The sequence below is a fragment of the Rubrivivax gelatinosus genome, from assembly GCF_004340905.1.
Taxonomy (GTDB): Bacteria; Pseudomonadota; Gammaproteobacteria; order Burkholderiales; family Burkholderiaceae_C; genus Rubrivivax; species Rubrivivax gelatinosus.
Window position 1 is genome coordinate 42,510 of the sequence record NZ_SLXD01000018.1, and the last position, 20,395, is coordinate 62,904.

Consider the following 20,395-nt stretch of genomic DNA (forward strand, 5'->3'; position numbering starts at 1 on the left):
CCCCCCGCTGGACCGTCACGCCGGCACCAGCGGCGAGCCGATCTCCCAGAAGCCGGCGGTGCCGCGTTCCTGCAGCACCCAGAAGCTGCCCGCGTCGGTGGCCTGCCGCCGGAACTCGTACGGCAGCTCGAACCAGTCGGCATCCTCGGGCAGGCCGTCGTCGCCCGCCAGCGGCGTGTCGTAGCGCGGCTGGCACTGCACGACGCCGTAGGCCGCGAGCCGCCAGCGAAAGCGCAGCCGCGATTCGCCGCGCAGCACGCTGCGCAGGCGCATCTCCCCCTCGCCGTCGTCACCGAAGACGATGGCCTCGTCCATCAGCGCCGTGTGGCTGCCCGGCAGCGCGCGCCAGGCGCCGCAGGGGCCGCGGCTGAGCAGGCGGTGGCGGCAGGTCTCGTCGGCGAGGTTCATCGTGCCGTGACGATAAGGCCGCGTGCGGCCTTTAGCGGCCGATCTCCAGCGGGCGACCCTCGATCGTCAGCTCGTAGGCGCTGCGCGCGGCCTGCGAGCCGGCGAAGTAACCCACGCCGCCGGCCACCAGGGTGCCGACGCCGTGTCCCACCCAGGCCCAGGGACCGGCGGCGTCCGCCGGCGTGTACCAGGCCGCGAAGGTGCTGCCGGCGGCCATCGCGCCGGCCCAGCCGCCGGCCACCTCCACCGTGGTCTTGGCCTTGTCCTGCGCGGTGTAGATGCGCCAGCCGTCCTGGGCGGCACCCACCACGATCAGCACCTTGCCGCCGACGCGGAAGGCTCCCTGCACGCGGCCCACCCACTTCTCCTGCGTGGCCAGCTTGTCGACGGCGTCCATGACGCCGGGTTCGACGGGGGTGCTCTGTGCCTTCAGCAACTCGACCAGCGAGGCTGCGCCGTTGCGAGCCAGGCGCACGTTCTCGGCGCGGCTGGTCAGCGTGAACTCGCCGTTGCCGGTCTTCGAGAAGACGCTGTCGTGCAGCGTGACGCGGCCGACGCCGGACTCGCTGGCGCGCACCGACTCGCCGACCTCGGCCCACATCGCGCGTTCGGCCATCGCGTTGGCGTTGCGCTGGATCTCGCGCAGGTTGGTGTTGGACAGCGTCTCGCCGTGCGTCTTGCCGGTGCGGGTGCGCAGCTGCTGTTCAGCGGTCGCGGTGGCGCCGGCGAGCTGGCGCTGGTAGATCTCGACCAGTTGGCGCTCGCCGAACTGCAGCGGCGCTGCGCCGCCGGTGTTGCGGATCTCCACCGGCACGGTCAGGTGCTCGTGTACGGGTCGCCTGCGGTGACGAACCACGACACCCGACCCACCTGGCCGAGTTCGGGATTGAACGGCGGGCGACCGGAGGCGACGTTGGCGAGGATCGCGCTGGCCACCTCGGGTGTCACGGCCGAGGTCCCGGCGGTGCCGGGCACGACGTTGGCGGCCTGCGGCAACGCCACCGCCGCACCGGCGGGCGGCAGGCCGGCGACGGACTGCTGATCGCGTGCCTTCATCAGGTTCAGCAGCCCGGCCTGGGCGCGCGTCGGCGCCACCTGGATCTCGCCGCGCTGGATCGCGGCACTGGCGTCCGCAGCGCTGCGCGCGCGGGCCTGCCCGGCGGCCGAGTCGGCCGGGGCGTTGAGCGCGCCCTCGTCGAGCGTCGTGGCGCGGCGGACGAATTCGGCACGCGCCGCAGGCGCGAGGCCGGCCTCGCGCGCCATCGCCGCGAAGGCGCGCGCGCGCACGCTCGCGGCGCTGTCGCCCGGGCGCGTGGCCACGGTCACCGAGTCGGCGGGCGACCAGGTCCTGGGGGGTGCGGCGCTGCTGTCGCGGTTCGTCTCCGCTGCCGCAGGTGCCGCGCCGGCGAGGGATGAGGCAGAGGAGATGGCGCCGATGCCGCCGATTCCGTCGGTTCCAGCCATGCAATGCTCCGGTTGCGAGCCCGGACGGCAGGCTAGGAGCGCCGCCGCCGCGCAGCTACTGCGGATCGATCCCAGTGGCGGGTAAGAGACTCTGCGGCGTCCCGGGGGCGATGCGTCTCGCACCCGGTCGCCGCAGCATGAGTGGGGGCTGCCGGTGGGGCGGGCGCAGCGGCGAAGCTCACCCCCCGAAAACCTACTCGATGTTCTGCACCCGGTATCTCCGGGCTTGGAGTTCCCCGGCTACAACTTGATCCACTTCGCCGAGCGTCCCTTGCCATTCGGGGCAATCACCCCCTCGGCCTTCATGGCGCGCAGGATCACACGCACCATGTCGCGGCTGATGCCAGGGCAGGCTTCCTCGATCTCCGAGATGGAGAAGGGCAGTTGGCGTTTGAGAATTTCAGAGCGAACACGGTCGCCCTTGGCGCCCCGGCCGCGTTCGATGGTGCCCACGCGCTCTTCAAATTCCTTGTAGGCGCGCAGCAGAGCACCCCAGAAGTAGTCGAGCCATGGCGCGATGTCGTGTGCAGCTTCGTGCCAACCCTGGGAACTGGCTTCCAGCGTTTCGTAGTAGCTCTCCTTCGACTCTTCGAAGATGCGCTCCAGGCTGATGAAGCGGCCCACCGCATAGTCGAAGTGGTAGAGGAGCTGCAGGGTCAGCAGTCGTGCCATGCGGCCGTTGCCATCCGGGAAGGGGTGGATGCACAGGAAATCGAGGATGGCCAGCGGCACCAGCACCAAGGGGTCTGCCAAGTGCTGATCCAAGGCCATGCGGTAGCGCGCGATCAGGTCCGCCATCGCCATGGGCGTGAGGTGCGCCGCGACCGGTCGAAAGCGGATGCGTGAGCTGCCATCGGGGTGACGCTCGACGATGTCGTTGTTGGTCGCCTTCCAGTGCCCGCCCGGTTGCGGCATGTAGCGGTACAGCATGCCGTGGAGTTGCAGAACCGTGCCTTCGGAGAACGGCATCTGCTCGCCGCTCTCATGGATCAGACTCAGGGCATCGCGGTAGCCGGCCACTTCCTGCTCGGAACGGCTTTGCGGCGTGGCGTTCTTGAGCACCAGCGACTTGAGGCGGTGCGCGGCGACGACCACGCCCTCCAGGCGGTTCGACGACTCGGCGGACTCGAGCACTGCCACCTGCCGCAGGTCGCTCAAGACCTCCGGCGATTGCGCCACGAAGAGCTGCTGCTTGCCCCTGTACTCACCCAGGGCGCGCAACTAGGTATTGGGGTATTTTGATGTTTCATTGCCCCAATAAATCCATGATTGCCGCATTCAGTCGTCACGGCGTGCCAGTGGGAAGGCCACAGACAGGCTGTCAACGCTGCACCTCGGAAGAGTGGTTTGAGCGCCTCGACAGTGACGATGCTGCTGTCGCCCACCGGACCGCGCCCGGACGCCGTTGCGCTGGCCACTGCCATGTCGGCGACGCGCCGTTCTCGTTCTTCCAGCGGCCGTGGCCGTGGTGGAGCTCAGGCAGCCGCTACAGTCTTGCCATGCCGACGAGTGAGGAGCCCGGGAATGTTTGAAGGCAATCCGCCGCTGCGGGTCTTGGCGCGATCAAGGGGCTCTGCCTGGAGAGCGGTGCTGGTGCCGTGTCTGCTGGCTCCTGCGCTGTCGCCACAGGCGCAGACCGCGGCGCCATCCGCTGCTCCGACGGTGTTGCGTCTGCTTTGCGAAGAGGCAGCCGCCGGAGCGGCGGTGACCCTCGACGGCGAGGTGCGCGGCGAATGCCCGGCCGACGGCCCGCTGGACCTGATCGTGGTGCCAGGTACCTACCGCTTGCGCGCGGCCAAGCCTGCTGGCCCTGATCAGGAGCGCGTGTTCGAGAAAGAAATGCGCATCCTGCCGGGCACCTTGCCCCGCCAGGAGGTGCTGCTCGGCACCGCTCGGCCCACCGCCGACGCCCAGCGCCGCCACGCCGAACAACAGGCCCTGGCGCAGCAGGCGCGCGAGAAGGAGATGCGCGAAAGAGCGGCCATCGAACGCCCCATCGACGACGCCCTGGCCGCCCACGACGCGCAGCACGGCCTGTTCTGCTTCGCCGTGCAGCGAACCAGCTGGCGCTACGTGCGCGCGGTGTCGCCGGTGTGGGAAACCCCCACCACGGGCGACAAGGGCCGACCGGCGCAACTCGCCTCGCTGCGCGGCTTCGTCGAAGCCTTGCACTCCGCGGACGACGACTGGTTCTCCTGGCGCGGGTACGCCCAGGACAGTCTCGAGCCTCAGCCGTTCTGGGACCGCCCGATCGACACGCCGTCCATCGAAGGCGCGCTGACCGCCGTGCTCGTGAACGGACGCCAGCTCTCGTTCGGGCGCGGCATCGAGGAGCAGGACGTCACGCAGCGCTGCTACAGCACGGCCGAGCAAGCGCATCTGGCGCGCCGCTGGTACGCCGGAAGAATGGGGTCGCTGGCGGTGGTGCCCCCCGGCAGCCGGCCGGTGCCGTCACCGCAGACGATGGCGCCCGGGCGCCAGTTCTGCACCGCTGCCGTGCGTGTGGGCGACACCGGGCGCCAGGTGCGCAGCGGCGTGTGGGCGCCCGGCGGGTCCTCGCTGACCGACCAGCAGCTGTTCGACTGGTTCGTGGCCTTCAGCGGCGCCATCCACGCCAGCGACCCTGCTCAGTGGCCTGCCCCGCTGCGCGGCCCCATCGACGGCACCTGCGACGTCCAACCCGGGCTGGCGAGCAAGTGCGTGGCCCGCTACGAACGCGTCGGCCGCAAGGACATCCAGGGAGAGATCGCCTGCCTGCCCGACACGATGTCGGCCTTTCAGCAGCGCCAGGCCTACCGGGCCGCGGCGCGGCGCGACAAGGTCGTCAGCAACGACGTCGAGTGGGAGCCCGCGGGGGCCACCCGCATCGAAAGGCCCTGACCATGCACCACGCAGTCCCGTTCGTTGCGCGCCGCCCGCGCGTCCTGCCGCTGGCCGTGCTGCTGACTGCCCTGCTGTCGGCCATGGCCGCGCCCGCGCGGGCGGCCCCCAACGACCCGGCCGCGGGCGACGCGGCCCACCTGCAGGGCCTGGTCTCGCAACTCGACGCGCTGGACCGGGCCGAACTGCTGGACCTGCTTGATCAGGCCGACTGCTGCACGCTGGCTCGCGACTTCGACTGCGCCGAAGCGCGCCACCGCCGCGCGCGGCTGTACGCGCACCAGCAGCGCGACCGCGCGTGGGTGGCCAAGTCGAAGGCCTTCCTCGAGGAAGAGCGCGAACTGCAGGCCAGCGAAGAAAAGCGGCGCGAGCGCGAGGCACAGCGCCAGGCGCTGGAGGACGAATGCGCGCGCTTTTGCCCTGTGCCTGTGGAGTACCACCAGTGCGTGGCAGGGCAGCGCTATGTGGGCAATTGCACCGACGGCAGCCCCACGCCCAGCCTGGCAGATGGCATGCGCGAAGGCTTCGCGTCGGCCATGGCGGGGGCGCAGCGGCTGAACAACATCCACAACCAGGCCATGAACCGCCTGCAGGACACCCAGGCCGAGCAGCGGCGCGCCGTGGCCCGCGAAGAAGAGGCGCAGCTGATCCGCCGCAACCAGCAGGCGGCGCTCGCGCGCGAGCGTCAGTCGCAGTCGCCTGCACAGACGCCGGCCGCCGCGCCCGCCCGGGCCGAAGCGCAGCGCTACACCTTCCTCTGGCCGGGCAGCCTGAGCTCCGACCCCATGCACGCGTCCGAGGCCGATGCTCGCGCCGAGGTCGCACGCCTTGCTGAACGCGCGAGCCGGGGCGAAACCGAGCCGACCAAGATCCAGCGCGGCCTCATCCCCGACGCGGTGTCCTATGAGTGGGTCAAGACGGGTCCGACCCAATGCCGTTCGAGCCCCAGCGGCGCCAAGGTTTTCTGGTGGTGCTGGGCCGAGACCGAGTACCGCGTGGTCTCGCTCGCACCGCGCCCCAGCGGCGGCAACGACGCGTCGCCCAAGGTCCCGGCCGCTGGCGTGGCGCGCTGACCGGGGGCGGTTGGCGGGCATGTCCCCGGAAACCAGCGCCTGCTCCTGGCGTCCGGCGTCACCGAGTGCGCATCGGTCTGGCAGCGACAAGCCTGGTCGCTGCTTGCGAACCTGCCTGGCGTAGTCCTGCTCATCCGGGTTGAGGTCGACTGCGCCCCGGCGGAGTTGCCGCAGCAGGGGCTGGCGCAGCGTGTGTGGTTCAGGCTCGAACCACTCTGAACCTCACACGGTTCACGCACTTCGGCGGAACCGCCTGAGACGTCCTGGTGACCGAAATCCCAGGAACATCAAGGGGTTAGGTGCGTTTTTGGGACGCCCCGAACACCCCCGAAAACCTACTCAATGTTTTGCACCTGCTCGCGCATCTGCTCCACGAGCACCTTCATCTCCACCGAGATGGCCGTCAGCTCGATCGCCGGCGACTTGGAGCCCAGCGTGTTCGCTTCGCGCTGCAGTTCCTGGATCAGGAAGTCCAGGCGCTTGCCGAGTTCGCCGCCTTTCTTCAGCAGGCGCTCGATCTCGTCGAGGTGCGAGCGCAGCCGGGTCAGCTCCTCGGCGACGTCGATGCGGATCGCGAAGGCGGCGGCTTCGGCCAGCGCGCGCTCCTGCAGCGTCGCGGCCGGCACGCTGTTGCCGGCGTTGGCGCCGGCCAGCGCCTCGTTCCAGCGCTCCAGGAAACGCTGCTGCTGGCGCTGCACCACCTGCGGCACCAGCGGCTCGGCCTTGTCGGCCAGTTCGCGCAGCTTGCCCAGGCGGTCCATCAGCATCGCCACCAGGCGCTTGCCTTCGCGGGCTCGGGCGTCCTTCAGGCCTTCGATGCACTGGCGCGCGGCCTCCAGCGCCGCCTCGTCGAGGCGCTCGCCGCCGGCACCGTTGCGGCACCACTGCAGCACCTCGTTGACCGACAGGCCGCGCGCCTGCGGCATCCAGCCCTGCACCGAGCCTTCAAGGCGCAGCAGCCGGTTGAGCTGCTCCGGGTTGGGGTTGGGCCAGGCCGTGTCGCTGTCGCGCTGGGCCGAGATGCGCATCTCGATCTTGCCGCGCCGGAACGCCGTGCCGAGCAGGTCGCGCAGCGCCGGCTCCAGTCCACGCAGGTCGTCGGGCATGCGGAAGGACAGGTCCAGGAAGCGGCCATTGACCGAGCGCGCCTCCACCGAAACCGAGGACGCGGCGCCCCCCTCGGCAGCCGGGGCCGAAGCGGCGTTGGCATAACCCGTCATGCTATAAACCGCCATCGATTCCACCCCTCGAAAAGCCGGCGATTATGTCAAAGCCCAAACCCGCTCCACTGCCCTCGGGCACCGTGGTGGGGGGCTACCAGATCGTCAAGAAACTGGCGGCTGGCGGTTTCGGCGTCGTCTACCTCGCCGAGGGCCAGGACAAGCAGCTCGTCGCGATCAAGGAGTACCTCCCATCGTCGCTGGCCGAGCGCTCGCCGGGTGAGCTGACACCGCGCGTCAAGCCCGACAAGCAGCCGCTGTATCGCCTGGGCCTGAAGAGCTTCTTCGAAGAAGGTCGCTCGCTCGCGCAGATCAGCCACCCGAGCGTCGTCTCGGTGCTGAACTTCTTCCGCGAGAACGAGACCGTCTACATGGTGATGAACTACCTGCAGGGCGACACGCTGCAGGACTTCATCGTCACCGCGCGAGACCTTAAGCGCGACAAGGTGTTCCGCGAGAGCACGATCCGCAGCCTGTTCGACGAGATCCTGCGCGGCCTGCGCATCGTGCACCAGCACAAGATGCTGCACCTGGACATCAAGCCGGCCAACGTCTTCATCACCAACGACAACAAGGCGGTGCTGCTGGACTTCGGCGCCGCGCGTGAGGTGCTGTCCAAGGAAGGCAACTTCATCCGGCCGATGTACACGCCGGGCTTCGCCGCGCCGGAGATGTACCGCCGCGACGGCTCGCTGGGCCCCTGGACCGACATCTACGCCATCGGCGCCTGCATCTACGCCTGCATGCAGGGCTACCCGCCCAACGACGCGCCGCAGCGCCTGGAGAAGGACCGTCTGGCGCTGTCGCTCTCGCGGCTGCGCAACGTCTACTCGGACAACCTCATCGAGGTCACCGAGTGGTGCATGTCGCTGGACCCGCTGTCGCGCCCGCAGAGCGTGTTCGCGCTGCAGAAGGAGCTCTCGCGCGAGACCGAGCGCCGCTACACCAAGCTGAGCTTCAGCGAGCGGCTCAAGCTCCAGATCGAGACCATCAAGACCGGCCAGAAGGCCTGACGCACGATGCGCTTCGCCGTCTACCAGGTCAGCCGCAAAGGCGGCCGCGAGAAGAACGAAGACCGCATGGGCTATTGCTACACGCGGGATGCGGGCCTTTTCGCGCTGGCCGACGGCATGGGCGGGCACCCGGAAGGCGAGGTCGCCTCGCAGCTGGCGCTGCAGACGCTCGCGGCGATCTTCCAGCGCGAGGCGCGGCCCTCGCTGCGCGAGCCGATGCGCACGCTGCACGACGCGATCCTCGCCGCGCACCACCAGTTGCTGCGTTATGCCAGCGAGCGCTCCCTCGGCGACACGCCGCGCACCACGGTCGTCGCCTGCGTGCTGCAGGGCAACTCGGCCTATTGGGCGCACTGCGGCGACTCGCGGCTGTACCTGGTGCGCGGCGACAAGCTGATCGCGCGCACCCGCGACCACTCGTACTCGGAGCTGCAGGACACGCTGGCCCAGGTCGTGCCGATGGGCGAGCGCATGAACCGCAACGTGCTGTTCACCTGCCTGGGCAGCCCCGGCAAGCCGGTGGTCGACACCACCGGGCCGCTGCTCTTGCAGACCGGCGACCGCATCCTGCTGTGCTCCGACGGCCTGTGGGGCCACCTCAGCGACGCCGTCATCGCCGAGCAGCTGGCCAGCCGCCCGATCTCCGACGCGGTGCCCGAGCTCGTCGAGCAGGCGCTGCGCCTGGGCGGCGCGCGCAGCGACAACGTCACCGCGATCGCCGTCGAATGGGAGTGCGCCGAGGACGGTGACAGCGCCGGCGGCGTCTCGACGCTGTCGCTGGGCGACCAGGTCTTCGCCTCGACGATCCAGGCCAGCATGGCCGGCGAGCCGGCCGACGAACTGGACGAGGCGGAAATCGAACGGTCCATCCGCGAGATCAACGAAGCCATCCGGCGCTCATCGCAGAAGCGATGAGCGCCGGATGGCTCACGCTGTCCCTTGGGCTCCCCCGGCCCCTCCGCGAGGGGGCTCCAGTTTGGCGTTGGCTCCCCCAGCCCCCTCCAGGAGGGGTTCCAGTTCGATGAACGTGGAGGATGGGGCCAGGCGGCGACAATGAGGGCTTCGTCTCCGATCCTCTCGCCATGACCTTCGTCCGCTCCAGCGGCCGTGCGCACGATGCGCTGCGGCCCGTCACGATCACCCGCCACTACACCAAGCACGCCGAAGGCTCGGTGCTGATCTGCTTCGGCGACACGCAGGTGCTGTGCACCGCCTCGGTCGAGGAGAAGGTGCCGCCGCACAAGCGCGGCAGCGGCGAGGGCTGGGTGACGGCCGAGTACGGCATGCTGCCGCGCGCCACGCACACGCGCGGCGACCGCGAGGCCGCACGCGGCAAGCAGAGCGGGCGCACGCAGGAGATCCAGCGCCTGATCGGCCGCTCGCTGCGTACGGTGTTCGACCTCGCCGCACTCGGCGAACGCAGCATCCTGATCGACTGCGACGTGCTGCAGGCCGACGGCGGCACGCGCACCGCGGCGATCACCGGTGCCTTCGTCGCCGCGCAGGACGCGGTGAACTGGCTGCTCGGCCAAGGCAGGATCGCCGCGACACCGATTCGCGACCAGGTCGCCGCGATCTCGGTGGGCATCGTCGACGGCACGCCGCTGCTGGACCTCGAGTACGTCGAGGACTCGGCCTGCGACACCGACATGAACGTCGTGATGACCGGCTCCGGCGGCTTCGTCGAGATCCAGGGCACGGCCGAAGGCGTGCCGTTCACGCGTGCCGAGATGGACGCGCTGCTGGCGCTGGCCGGCAAGGGCATCACCGAGCTGGCGGCCGCGCAGCGCGCGGCGCTGGCCGCCTGACGGGAGCGCGGCGATGCGCCTCGTGCTGGCGTCGAACAACGCGAAGAAGCTCAAGGAGCTGCGGGCGCTCTTCGGCACGCTGCCGATCGAGCTGGTGCCGCAAGGCGAACTCGGCGTTGCCGAGGCCGACGAGCCGCACCACACCTTCGTCGAGAACGCGCTGGCCAAGGCGCGCCACGCGGCGCGTGCCGTCGGCGGTGCGGCGATCGCCGACGACTCGGGGCTATGCGTCGACGCGCTCGGCGGCGCGCCGGGCGTGATCTCGGCGCATTACGCGCCGCTGCCGGCCGCCGCCGCCGCGCTGGCCGACCGCGAGGCGCGCCGCGCCGCGCAGGACGCGGCCAACAATGCGCTGCTGCTCGAACGCATGGCCGGCGTCGCCGAGCGCCGCGTGGCCTTCGTCAGCGTCATCGTCGCGCTGCGTCATGCCGACGATCCGGAGCCGCTGGTCGCGGCCGGGCGCTGGAACGCCGAGCTGCTGGCCGAACGCCGCGGCAGCGGCGGCTTCGGCTACGACCCGCTGGTCTTCGTTCCCGAACTGGGCGCGACGGTGGCCGAGCTCGATGCGGCGACGAAGAACGCGCACAGCCACCGCGCCCGTGCCGCGGCGCAGATGATCTCGCTGCTCCAGACGGCCTGGCACCTTGGCTGACGACGCCCCCCCCCGAAGCGCCTTCGGCGCTCCCCCCCAGGGGGGCGCCGCCAGCGGACCGGCGGCGCCGGATCCGCGGCGGCCGCTGGATCACCAGGCCGCGTCGGTCATCCACTTTCTCAAGCCCGGCGCCGTGCGCCTGGACACGCTGCCGCCGCTGTCGCTGTACCTGCACGTGCCCTGGTGCCTGCGCAAGTGCCCGTACTGCGACTTCAACTCGCACGAGCTGGGCGGCGGCCGGCCCGACGCGGCGCTGCAGTCGCGTTACGTCGACGCGCTGATCGCCGACCTCGAAGCCTCGCTGCCGCTGGTGTGGGGCCGGCCGGTGATCAGCGTCTTCATCGGCGGCGGCACGCCCAGCCTGCTGGAGCCCGAACAGGTCGACCGGCTGCTGGCCGCGCTGCGCGCGCGCCTGCCGCTGGAGCCCGGCTGCGAGATCACGCTGGAGGCCAACCCCGGCACCTTCGAGCGCGAACGTTTCGCCGCCTTCCGCGCCGCCGGCGTCACGCGGCTGTCGGTCGGCGTGCAGAGCTTCGACGACGCGGCTCTGGCCGCCATCGGCCGCGTGCACGACGGCGCCCAGGCGCGTGCCGCGCTCGAAGAGGCGGCGCGTGCCTTCGACACCTTCAATCTCGACCTGATGTATGCGCTGCCCGGCCAGGACCTGGCGGCGTTGGCGCGCGACCTCGACACGGCGCTGTCCTTCGCGCCGCCGCACCTGTCGATCTACCACCTGAGCCTGGAGCCGAACACGCGTTTCGCCTCGCGCCCGCCCGAAGGCCTGCCCGACGACGACCTGGCCAGCGACATGCTGGACCTGATCGCCGAACGCACCGCGCACGCCGGCCTGGCGCGCTACGAGGTCTCGGCCTTCGCGCGCCCGGGCCACCGCTGCGTGCACAACCGGAACTACTGGCATTTCGGCGACTACCTGGGACTGGGCGCCGGCGCGCACGGCAAGCTGTCGTTCGCCGAGCGTGTCGTGCGCCAGGTGCGCTGGCGCGAGCCCCAGGCCTACGTCGAGCAGGCGCTGGCCGGCCGCGCGCTGTCCAACGAGCACGAGGTGGCCGCGGACGAGCTGCCGTTCGAGTTCATGCTCAACGCCTTGCGTCTGCGCGAGGGCTTCGAGCTCGGCTTGTTCACCGAGCGCACCGGCCTGGCGCCGACGGCGCTGGAGCCCGGGATGACGCGGGCGCTGGAACGCGGCCTGCTGGAGCGCCGCGGTGCACGCCTCGCGCCCACGGCGCGCGGCTTCGACTTCCTCTCCGACCTGCAGCAGCTGTTCCTGGCGCCGTCCTGAGGCGCGGCGTCACACGTGCAGCAGCTTGGCTCCCGCGACGACGAGCAGCGTCGCGATCGCCGGCCGCAGCACGCGCTCGGGCAGCCGCGCGCTCAGGTGCGAGCCGATGATGATCCCGGGGATCGAGCCGATCAGCAGCGTGCCCAGCAGCATCAGGTCGACGTTGCCGAGCATCAGGTGACCGGTGCCGGCGACGATGGTCAGCGGGATCGCGTGCACGATGTCGGTGCCGACCAGCCGCGACGGCGTCATCCGGAACGGGTAGAGGTAGACCAGCATCACCGCGCCCAGCGCCCCGGCGCCGATCGAGGTCAGCGTCACCAGCAGGCCGAGGATGGCGCCGGCGACGACGGTCAGCGCGGGTTGCCAGCGTTTGAAGTCCAGCGGCGAGACGGTGCGCAGCTTCAGGCCCACGGCCTGCACGCGCTTCTTGAACAGCATCGCCACCGCGGTGAGCAGCAGCACCGCGCCGAGCGCGCTCATCAGCAGCCCGCTCTTGAGCTGCGAGGCGTTGGTCAGGTGCAGCCAGGCCAGCGTGGCCACCGAGGTCGGCAGGCTGCCCAGGCACAGCAGCTTCAGCACCTCGCGATCGACGGTGCCCTTGGAGTGGTGCACGAAGCCGCCGACCGACTTGGTGATCGCGGCGAACCAGAGGTCGGTGCCGATCGCCGACGCCGGCGCGACGCCGAACAGCAGTACCAGGATCGGCGTCATCAGCGCGCCGCCGCCGACGCCGGTGATGCCCACGACCGTGCCGACGCCGAAGCCGGCAATGGCATTCACCCACCACGCGTCCAAATCCGTTCCTCGCTGCGTTACCGGGGCCGATGCTACCGGCACGCATGAACGCGTGCGCCCGAGGGCCCTCGCCCACGGGGGCAGCAAGCTCCGGGCCGGCTTGCTGCCCTCGACTCGGGGGTCAGACGCGTGTCGTCGCCAGGCCGGCGGTGCTGCGCAGGCGTTCGATCAGCGCCGGCGCGATGCGCTGCAGCGGCAGCACCTCGTGCGCCGCGCCGTGCGCGATCGCTTCGCGCGGCATGCCGAAGACGACGCAGGTCGCTTCGTCCTGGGCCACGTTCCAGCTGCCGGCGTCGCGCATCTCGCGCATCGCGCGCGCGCCGTCGGCACCCATGCCGGTGAGCATGACGCCCAGCGCGTTCTGGCCGACGACCCGCGCCGCCGACTGGAACAGCACCTCGACCGAAGGCTTGTGGCGGTTGACCGGATCGCCGTCGCGCACGCGGGCGATGTAGTTGGCGCCCGAACGCTCCACCGACAGGTGCAGGCCGCCTGGGGCGATGTAGGCGTGGCCGGGCAGCACGCGTTCGCCGTCCACCGCCTCGGCCACGCGGATGCGCGCCAGGCCGTTCAGCCGTGCCGCGTAGCTCTTCGTGAAGCCCGGCGGCATGTGCTGGGTGATCATCACCGCCGGCGAGTCCGGCGGCAGCTGGGTGATGACTTCGCGCGTGGCCTCGGTGCCGCCGGTGGACGCGCCGATGAAGATGATCTTCTCGGTCGACAGCCGCCCCAGCGGGCTGACGGCGGCCGGCTTGGCCGCGCCCGGGCCGGCCGGCGTGGCCGGCGCGGCGGCCAGGCGGTGAACGCGGGCCTTGGTCGCGGCGCGGATCTTCTCGGTGATGTCGTCGCCCAGCTGGCGCAGCCCGTCGGCGACACCGATCTTGGGTTTGGAGACGAAGTCGACGGCGCCGAGTTCCAGCGCCTTCATCGTCACCTCGGCGCCGCGTTCGGTCAGCGTCGACACCATCACCACCGGCATCGGCCGCAGCCGCATCAGGCGCGACAGGAAGTCGATGCCGTCCATGCGCGGCATCTCGACGTCCAGCGTGATGACGTCGGGGTTCAGGTTGCGGATCATCTCGCGCGCCACGAGCGGGTCGGACGCTGCGCCGACGCAGGTCATGTCGGGCTGCTGGTTGATGATCTCGGCCAGCAGGCCGCGAACCAGGGCGGAATCGTCGACGACGACGACGCGGGTCTTGCTCATCCTCTTGTTCTCCTGCGACCTGGTCGCCGTACTCAGAACAGGTCGACGCTGCCACCGCTGCTGCCGGCGGGCACGCGCTGGGTGGCGGCGGCGCGTTCCTGCGCCACCAGCGCCTCGGTGTTGGCCGAGGCGAGCTTCTTGACCATCGCCTTGCCGCTGTGCGGCAGGAAACACACCTTGCGCGGGTAGATGTCCAGCACGTCCTTGCTGACCACCGTGATGCGCTCGGTGCGCAGGTAGTCCATCACGAAGCTCGTGTTGCGCTCGCCGACGTTGATGCTGTTCATGCCGCTGATGACGGCGCCGCCGCCGAAGACCTTGGCCTCCATCGTCGAGCGCGTGGCGCCGCGCTTGATCATCTCGTTGATCAGCAGCTCCATCGCGAACGAGCCGTAGCGGCCGCAGTCGGCCGAGCCACCGGCGTCGGGCAGCATGAAGTGGTTCATGCCGCCGACCTTCTTCTCGCGGTCCCACAGGCACGCGGCGATGCACGATCCCAGCGTCGTCATGACGAGAAGATCCTCGTCGTGCACGAAGAACTCGCCGGGCAGCACCTTCACCGCCTCGTTGCGGAAGTGCGAGTCGTAGAAGAAGAACGAGGCCTCGCCCGGGCGGCGCGGTGCGCTTTTCAGGCGCTCCAGGCGCGAGGGCCCGGAGGGCACGCGCGCGGCAGGCGCCGCGGACAGGGAGGCGATTGACATGGTCGTCTTATCGTCCGGTTCGGATTCGTTCTTGAGTCGGGACAAGCTCGCAGGTCGACTCAGACGCGTTCGTAGATCGTCTTTCCGCGCAATCTGAACAGGTCGCGCGAGTCGGTGAAGTTCTCCGAGTGGCCGACGTAGAGCAGACCGCCGGGCTTCATCGCCGCGTGCGTGTGCTCCAGCACCTTGCGCTGGGTCGGGTTGTCGAAATAGATCATCACGTTGCGGCAGAACACGATGTCGAAGGGGTCGCCCAGGGCCGACCAGCTGGCGCTCATCAGGTTGAAGCTGCGGAACTCGATCAGGCGCGACAGCTCAGGCTTGATGCGGATGAAGCCTTCGTTCTTGGCCGTGCCGCGCATGAAGTGGCGCTTCAGGCGCTCGGGCGACAGGCCGCGCGCGTCGGCGCTGTAGACGCCGCGGCTGGCGGTGGCCAGCACCTTGGTGTCGATGTCGCTGCACAGGATCTTCACCTGGGCCGAAGCCCCCAGCGTCTCGACGACGGTCATCGCCAGCGAGTAGGGCTCCTCGCCGGTGGACGCGGCGTTGCACCAGATGCGGATCGGCTTGGACGCGCGGGCGCGCAGGTCCTCGACCAGCGCGTGGAAGTGGTGGTCCTCGCGGAAGAAGGCGGTCAGGTTGGTCGTCAGGCAGTTGACGAACTCCTGCCATTCCTGGTCGGAGCCGCCGCGCTCGAGCGCCTGCAGGTAGCTCGAGAAGTCGCGGTAGCCGGTTTCGCGCAGTCGGCGCGACAGGCGGCTGTAGACCATCGCCTGCTTGCCGGCGTGCAGGCTGATGCCGGCGCGCTGGTAGATCAGCTGGCGAATGCGTTCGAAGTCGGCCGCCGAGAGCGTGAACTCCTGTTCGGCAACGTTGGCCAGCACGGGAAGGGCAGCGTTCATGGCGGTGGTGCGCGGCGCGCACGCGGCGCGACCGAGGAAGATGGGTCCGGCCGCCAGTGTCGCGTTCCCTGCGACGGCCGTGGCGTCGAGTTATGCGGCGTTTTCCGCTCAGATCCCGTTTGCGCGCGCCTCGACCCCCGCTAGACTGGTGCTTTCCCGGGGGTGTCGGCGCGGCCGTTGCCCGCTGGACATGCCTGTGGACCGTCCTTTCCATCCGATTCCCGCCGAAGAGACCGAGCTGCGCCTGGACCAGGCGCTGCAGCTGCTCGCGCATTCGGGGGTGCCGGAGCCTCGTGGCGAGCGCGGCAGCGCGCAATGGATGCAGCAGCTGATCGACGCGCTGGTCGAGCTTTCCAGCCGCGACGCGCTCACCGGGCTGGCCAACCGACGTGCCTTTCGGGTCGCCTTGGAGCGCGAGATCGACCGCGTCGCGCGCAGCGGCGAGCCGGCGCTGATGCTGGTCGCCGACATCGACCACTTCAAGCTCGTCAACGACAACCATGGCCACGCCGCCGGCGACGAAGTCATCCGCGCCGTGGCCGCGGTGCTGGCCGACAGCGTGCGCCCGATGGACCTGGTCGCACGCGTGGGCGGCGAGGAGTTCGCGATCATCCTGCCCAACTGCCCGCATACCTTCGGCGAGACGGTCGCCGAGCGCATCCGCCAGCAGGTCGAGCGCTTGCGGGTGCCGGTGGGCAACGGCCGCGAGCTCGCCGTCAGCATCAGCGTCGGCGGCGCTTTCGCGCCGCAGTGGGTGCGTTCCACGCCGGCGCTGTGGCTCGAGCGCGCCGACCTCCAGCTCTACGCCGCCAAGGCCGCCGGCCGCAACCGCGTGCTGCTGGAGCCGACCGCCGATTCCCACGTCAGCCACGATGAGAAGCGGCTGTTGTTCGACTCCACGAGCTTCCAGGATTTCCTATGACCGACGGTACCCCGCCGGCCGCAGTGCCCAGCTCCCGAGCCGACGCCGCCCGCGCCGGGCGGCCGCGTGCGCGCATCAGCGCGGTCACCAGCGGCAAGGGCGGCGTGGGCAAGACCTTCGTTGCCGCCAACCTGGCCGCCGCGCTGGCGCGACAGGGCCGGCGCGTGCTCGTGCTCGACGCCGACCTGGGCCTGGCGAACCTGGACGTCGTGCTCAACCTGTACCCCAAGCTGACGCTGCACGACGTCTTCACCGGCAAGTGCTCGCTCGACGAGGCGCTGCTGCCGGCCCCGGGCGGCTTCACGGTGCTGCTCGCCGGCTCGGGCATGGTCGAGTACTCGCGCATGACGCCCGAAGTGCGCGACCAGCTGCAGCGTGTCATCACCGAGGTCTCGCCGCGTTTCGACCACGTCATCCTGGACACCGGCGCCGGCATCTCCGACGTCGTGCTTTACGCCGTCTCGCTGGCCGACGACGTGCTGGTCGTCGCCACGCCCGAGCCGACCTCGCTGACCGATGCCTACGCGACGATCAAGGTGCTGGCGACCACCCAGGGGCGGCGCCAGATGCACGTGCTCGTCAACCAGGCGCGCCGGCCCGGCGAGGGCCGCGTGGTGCGCCAGCAGCTGCAGGCGGTGGTCGACCGTTACGTGGCGCCGTCGCTGGATGCGCCGGTGCGGCTGGACCTGCTCGGCGAGCTGCCGTCCGATCCATCGGTGCGCGAAGCGGTGCTGCGCCGCCAGCTGCTGCTGGAAAGCCTGCCCGGCGCGCCGGCGGCCATCGCGATGGTCGGCATTGCCACGCGCCTGCTGGCCCAGCTCGACGGCACGCGGTGAGCGCGACCGTGCCGGCGCCGTTCGAGCGCCTGGGCGGCGAAGCCGGCGTGCGCACGCTGGTCGACCGCTTCTACGACCTGATGGAGCTGGAGCCGTCCTACGCCGCGCTGCGTGCGATGCACCCGCAGAGCCTGGACGGCTCGCGCGACAAGCTGTTCTGGTTCCTCTGTGGCTGGCTCGGCGGGCCGGACCATTACGTGCAGCGTTTCGGCCACCCGCGCCTGCGTGCACGCCACCTGCCGTATGCGATCGGCATCGCCGAACGCGACCAGTGGATGGCCTGCATGATCCAGGCGATGGGCGAGCGCGAGATCGAGCCGGCGCTGGCCGACAAGCTCGCCGAGTCGCTGTTCGGCACCGCCGACTGGATGCGCAACAAGGGCGGCTGAGAGGCGCCGCCCTAGCCGAGCAGCACGATCAGCGCGCCGGCACCGCCCTGCGGCCCGGTGGCCTGGGCGAAGGCGATGACCTCCTCGCACTGCGCCAGCCAGCGCTGGGCCTTGACCTTGAGCACCGGCTTGCGCCCCGGCGAGCCGTGACCCTTGCCGTGCACCACGCGCACGCAGCGCTGGCCGCGCTGCAGCGCCTCGCGCACGAAACGCACCAGCGCGTCGCGCGCCTCGTCGCGGCGCAGGCCGTGCAGGTCGACCTCGGCCTGGATCGACCAGTGGCCGCGGCGCAGCCGGGTGACGACGTCGGGGCCGACGCCGAAGCGGCGGAACGACAGGCCGTCGTCGGTCAGCAGCAGCGACTCGACGTCGACCTCGTCGGACAGCGTCGCGCGCAGCGCCTCGCGTTCGTCGGCCTCGCGCTGGCGCGGCAGCGGCGCCGGCCGGGCGCGCTGCACATGGGCGCGCCCGTGCGGGCGCAGCGCGTGCACCGGACCGACGGCATGCGCGAAGGCGCGCCGCTGGGCCTCGGCCTCGGCCGCCTCGCGGCGCTCGCGCTCGGCACGTTCAGCGGCTTCGCGTTCGCGCCGCGCGATCGCCTCGCGCAGCGCCTGCAGTTCCTTCAGGCTGGAGATCTTCACACCAGCCCCCGTTCGGCCATCGACACCACCTGGCCGCGGCCGACGACGAGGTGATCGAGCACGCGCACGTCCAGCAGTTGCAGCGCCTGGCGCAGCGTCTGCGTCAGGAACTCGTCGGCGCGCGAGGGCTCGGCGACGCCCGACGGGTGGTTGTGCGCCAGGATCACCGCGCCGGCGTTGAGCGCCAGCGCGCGGCGCGCCACCTCGCGCGGGTAGACGCTGGTCTGGGTCAGCGTGCCCTGGAACATCTCTTCCATCACGATCAGCCGGTGCTGGCTGTCGAGGAACAGCACCGCGAACACCTCGTGATCCCGGCCGGCCAGGTGCAGCGCGACGTAGTCCCTGACCTTGTCGGGCGCGTCGAACACCGGCGCGGCGCGCACCCGGGCGGCCAGCGCGCGGCGCGCGAGTTCCATCACCGCCAGCAGCTCGGCCTGCTTGGCCGGCCCCAGGCCCTTCACCCGCTCGAGGGTGGCGGGTGTGGCGGCGAGCAGCCCGCCGACACCGCCGCAGGCCGCCAGCACGCGCTGCGCGAGCTCGAACACGCCCTCGCCGGGCAGCCCGGTGCGCAGCAGCAGCGCCAGCAGTTCGCCGTCGGCGAGCGCACCGGCGCCGCGTGCGAGCAGCTTCTCGCGCGGGCGCTGGTCGGCGGGCAGGTCCTTCAGGAGGGGCATGGGGCGGCTCTTACAATGGCCGCAACCAGTCTATCGTCAGCGACGTACCCCCAGTGACCAGCGTCCAGTCCGGCTCCTTCCTGACCCTGCACTACCGGCTCGCCGGGCCCGACGGCGGCGACATCGTCAACACCTTCGGCGGCACGCCGGCGACGCTGACGATCGGTGCCGGCGACCTGTCCCCGGGCCTGGAGCAGGCGCTGATCGGCCTGGCAGACGGCGCCCAGGCGCGTTTCGAGCTGCCGCCGGGCGCCGCCTTCGGCGAGCGCAACCCGCAGATGATGCAGCGCGTGAAGATGTCGCTGATGCGCGAACTGGGCGACGAGGACACCGTCTACACCGTCGGCGACGTCGTGCAGTTCCCGACCCCCGACGGCCAGGGCAGCTACGCCGGCATGGTGCGCGAGGTCGGCGAGGACTGGCTGCTGTTCGATTTCAACCACCCGTTGGCCGGCCAGTCCGTGCACTTCGAGGTGCAGATCCTGGGAGTGCTGTGATGGCAGCGATCGAGGAACTGGTCCTGGCCGAGCCGCGTGGCTTCTGTGCCGGCGTCGACCGCGCGATCGAGATCGTCGAGCGCGCGCTTGCCAAGTTCGGCGCGCCGATCTACGTGCGCCACGAGATCGTGCACAACACCTACGTCGTCAACGACCTGCGGGCCAAGGGCGCGATCTTCATCGAGGACCTCGCCGAGGTGCCGCGTGGCGCGACGCTGGTCTTCAGCGCGCACGGCGTCAGCCAGGCGGTGCGCGAGGAGGCCGAGCGCCGCGGCTTCAAGGTCTTCGACGCCACCTGCCCGCTGGTGACCAAGGTCCACGTCGAGGTCGCCAAGCTGGCGCGCGAGGGCTACGAGTTCATCATGATCGGCCACAAGGGGCACCCCGAGGTCGAAGGCACGATGGGCCAGCTCTCCGAGGGCATCTACCTCGTCGAGGATGCCGGCGACGTGCAGCGCGTGCACCCGCGCGGCGACAAGCTCGCCGTCGTCACCCAGACCACGTTGTCGGTGGACGACGCGGCCGAGATCCTGGCCGCGGTGAAGCAGCGCTTCCCGCACGTGCGCGAGCCCAAGAAGCAGGACATCTGCTACGCGACGCAGAACCGCCAGGACGCGGTCAAGGTGATGGCCCCGGCGGTCGACGTCGTCGTCGTCGTCGGCAGCCCGACCAGCAGCAACAGCAACCGCCTGCGCGAGCTGGCCGAACGCCTGGGCACGCCGGCGCACATGGTCGACAGCGCCGACGACTTGAAGCCCGAGTGGTTCGAAGGCCGCCGCCGCGTCGGCCTGACCGCCGGCGCCTCGGCGCCGGACATCCTGGTGCAGCAGGTCATCGCCCGGCTGCGCGAGCTGGGCGTGCTCAGCGTGCGCAACATGGACGGCGTCAAGGAAGCGGTGCGTTTCCCGCTGCCGCGCGGCCTGGGCGAGCGCAGCATGGCCGAGACCGAGTCCGCCTCCGGCTGAACGCCGCCGCCGAATATCCGACGACGGCGCCCTCGACGGCGCCGT

General features: G+C 70.7%; 22 protein-coding genes and 1 pseudogene. 12 read left to right on the top strand and 11 right to left on the bottom strand.

What is annotated here, in order from left to right:
* Positions 1-15: 15 nt before the first annotated feature.
* The 4 genes and pseudogenes from EV684_RS22000 to EV684_RS22015 all read right to left on the bottom strand — a co-directional run.
* Positions 16-408, bottom strand: coding sequence for a hypothetical protein (locus EV684_RS22000; protein WP_132649491.1), 393 nt, complete (start codon positions 406-408; stop codon positions 16-18).
* Positions 409-439: 31 nt separating this feature from the next.
* Positions 440-1,222, bottom strand: a complete 783-nt coding sequence (locus EV684_RS22005; protein ID WP_132649492.1) for a hypothetical protein — start codon at positions 1,220-1,222, stop codon at positions 440-442.
* 2 nt (positions 1,223-1,224) lie between these two features.
* Positions 1,225-1,728, bottom strand: coding sequence for a hypothetical protein (locus EV684_RS22010; protein ID WP_132649493.1), 504 nt, complete (start codon positions 1,726-1,728; stop codon positions 1,225-1,227).
* A 384-nt stretch (positions 1,729-2,112) separates the two neighbouring features.
* A pseudogene (locus EV684_RS22015) lies at positions 2,113-3,093 on the bottom strand (Fic family protein); the annotation flags it as partial.
* Between the two features lie 303 nt (positions 3,094-3,396).
* Between EV684_RS22015 and EV684_RS22020 the strand changes: the two are divergent.
* Positions 3,397-4,752 (top strand): hypothetical protein, encoded by a 1,356-nt coding sequence (locus tag EV684_RS22020; protein ID WP_132649494.1) that lies wholly within the window; start codon positions 3,397-3,399, stop codon positions 4,750-4,752.
* Positions 4,753-4,754: 2 nt separating this feature from the next.
* Positions 4,755-5,825 carry a hypothetical protein gene (locus EV684_RS22025; protein ID WP_132649495.1) on the top strand — a complete coding sequence of 357 codons (1,071 nt, stop codon included), beginning with the start codon at positions 4,755-4,757 and terminating at the stop codon, positions 5,823-5,825.
* A 335-nt stretch (positions 5,826-6,160) separates the two neighbouring features.
* Here EV684_RS22025 and EV684_RS22030 read toward each other — a convergent pair whose 3' ends face one another.
* Positions 6,161-7,060: a YicC/YloC family endoribonuclease gene (locus EV684_RS22030; RefSeq protein ID WP_132649496.1), complete on the bottom strand. Its 900-nt coding sequence runs from the start codon at positions 7,058-7,060 to the stop codon at positions 6,161-6,163.
* A 29-nt stretch (positions 7,061-7,089) separates the two neighbouring features.
* On the opposite strand from EV684_RS22030, the gene EV684_RS22035 reads away from it, so the two are divergent.
* From EV684_RS22035 to hemW, 5 genes are all read left to right on the top strand, one after another.
* Positions 7,090-8,058, top strand: a complete 969-nt coding sequence (locus tag EV684_RS22035; RefSeq protein ID WP_014429747.1) for a serine/threonine protein kinase — start codon at positions 7,090-7,092, stop codon at positions 8,056-8,058.
* A gap of 6 nt (positions 8,059-8,064) precedes the next feature.
* Positions 8,065-8,973: a PP2C family protein-serine/threonine phosphatase gene (locus EV684_RS22040; protein WP_132649497.1), complete on the top strand. Its 909-nt coding sequence runs from the start codon at positions 8,065-8,067 to the stop codon at positions 8,971-8,973.
* A 167-nt stretch (positions 8,974-9,140) separates the two neighbouring features.
* The gene (rph, locus tag EV684_RS22045) at positions 9,141-9,866 is read left to right on the top strand and encodes a ribonuclease PH (RefSeq protein WP_132649498.1); all 726 of its coding nucleotides are present in this window, start codon (positions 9,141-9,143) and stop codon (positions 9,864-9,866) included.
* 13 nt (positions 9,867-9,879) lie between these two features.
* A complete protein-coding gene (locus EV684_RS22050) occupies positions 9,880-10,518 on the top strand; it encodes a non-canonical purine NTP pyrophosphatase (protein ID WP_132649499.1) in 639 nt (212 codons plus the stop codon).
* Between the two features lie 85 nt (positions 10,519-10,603).
* Positions 10,604-11,818, top strand: a complete 1,215-nt coding sequence (hemW, locus tag EV684_RS22055) for a radical SAM family heme chaperone HemW (protein WP_132649520.1) — start codon at positions 10,604-10,606, stop codon at positions 11,816-11,818.
* Between the two features lie 9 nt (positions 11,819-11,827).
* Here the strand turns inward: hemW and EV684_RS22060 are convergent, their stop codons facing one another.
* From EV684_RS22060 to EV684_RS22075, 4 genes are all read right to left on the bottom strand, one after another.
* Positions 11,828-12,601: a sulfite exporter TauE/SafE family protein gene (locus EV684_RS22060; RefSeq protein ID WP_243651263.1), complete on the bottom strand. Its 774-nt coding sequence runs from the start codon at positions 12,599-12,601 to the stop codon at positions 11,828-11,830.
* A 136-nt stretch (positions 12,602-12,737) separates the two neighbouring features.
* Positions 12,738-13,823 carry a protein-glutamate methylesterase/protein-glutamine glutaminase gene (locus tag EV684_RS22065; RefSeq protein WP_132649501.1) on the bottom strand — a complete coding sequence of 362 codons (1,086 nt, stop codon included), beginning with the start codon at positions 13,821-13,823 and terminating at the stop codon, positions 12,738-12,740.
* Between the two features lie 32 nt (positions 13,824-13,855).
* The gene (gene cheD / locus EV684_RS22070; RefSeq protein WP_132649502.1) at positions 13,856-14,524 is read right to left on the bottom strand and encodes a chemoreceptor glutamine deamidase CheD; all 669 of its coding nucleotides are present in this window, start codon (positions 14,522-14,524) and stop codon (positions 13,856-13,858) included.
* A 59-nt stretch (positions 14,525-14,583) separates the two neighbouring features.
* Positions 14,584-15,426, bottom strand: a complete 843-nt coding sequence (locus EV684_RS22075) for a CheR family methyltransferase (RefSeq protein WP_132649503.1) — start codon at positions 15,424-15,426, stop codon at positions 14,584-14,586.
* A 190-nt stretch (positions 15,427-15,616) separates the two neighbouring features.
* Here EV684_RS22075 and EV684_RS22080 point away from each other — a divergent pair, with 190 nt between their 5' ends.
* Genes EV684_RS22080 through EV684_RS22090 form a run of 3 tightly spaced genes read left to right on the top strand, consistent with a single transcriptional unit; the run spans position 15,617 to position 17,573 of the window.
* A complete protein-coding gene (locus EV684_RS22080) occupies positions 15,617-16,348 on the top strand; it encodes a GGDEF domain-containing protein (protein ID WP_132649504.1) in 732 nt (243 codons plus the stop codon).
* Positions 16,345-17,184, top strand: coding sequence for a MinD/ParA family protein (locus tag EV684_RS22085; RefSeq protein ID WP_132649505.1), 840 nt, complete (start codon positions 16,345-16,347; stop codon positions 17,182-17,184). The genes EV684_RS22080 and EV684_RS22085 overlap by 4 nt, the downstream gene beginning before the upstream one ends.
* Entirely contained in the window at positions 17,181-17,573 is a 393-nt protein-coding gene (locus EV684_RS22090) for a group II truncated hemoglobin (RefSeq protein WP_132649506.1), read from the top strand. Before EV684_RS22085 ends, EV684_RS22090 begins: the two co-directional genes overlap by 4 nt.
* A gap of 11 nt (positions 17,574-17,584) precedes the next feature.
* On the opposite strand, the gene EV684_RS22095 is transcribed toward EV684_RS22090, so the two are convergent.
* Positions 17,585-18,214 (bottom strand): Smr/MutS family protein, encoded by a 630-nt coding sequence (locus tag EV684_RS22095; RefSeq protein WP_132649507.1) that lies wholly within the window; start codon positions 18,212-18,214, stop codon positions 17,585-17,587.
* A complete protein-coding gene (gene radC, locus EV684_RS22100) occupies positions 18,211-18,888 on the bottom strand; it encodes a RadC family protein (protein WP_132649508.1) in 678 nt (225 codons plus the stop codon). Before radC ends, EV684_RS22095 begins: the two co-directional genes overlap by 4 nt.
* Before the next feature lie 53 nt (positions 18,889-18,941).
* Here radC and EV684_RS22105 point away from each other — a divergent pair, with 53 nt between their 5' ends.
* On the top strand, positions 18,942-19,385 hold the full coding sequence (locus tag EV684_RS22105; RefSeq protein ID WP_132649509.1) for an FKBP-type peptidyl-prolyl cis-trans isomerase: 444 nt from the start codon (positions 18,942-18,944) through the stop codon (positions 19,383-19,385).
* A complete protein-coding gene (gene ispH, locus EV684_RS22110; RefSeq protein WP_200222394.1) occupies positions 19,385-20,350 on the top strand; it encodes a 4-hydroxy-3-methylbut-2-enyl diphosphate reductase in 966 nt (321 codons plus the stop codon). Before EV684_RS22105 ends, ispH begins: the two co-directional genes overlap by 1 nt.
* Positions 20,351-20,395 lie beyond the last annotated feature (45 nt).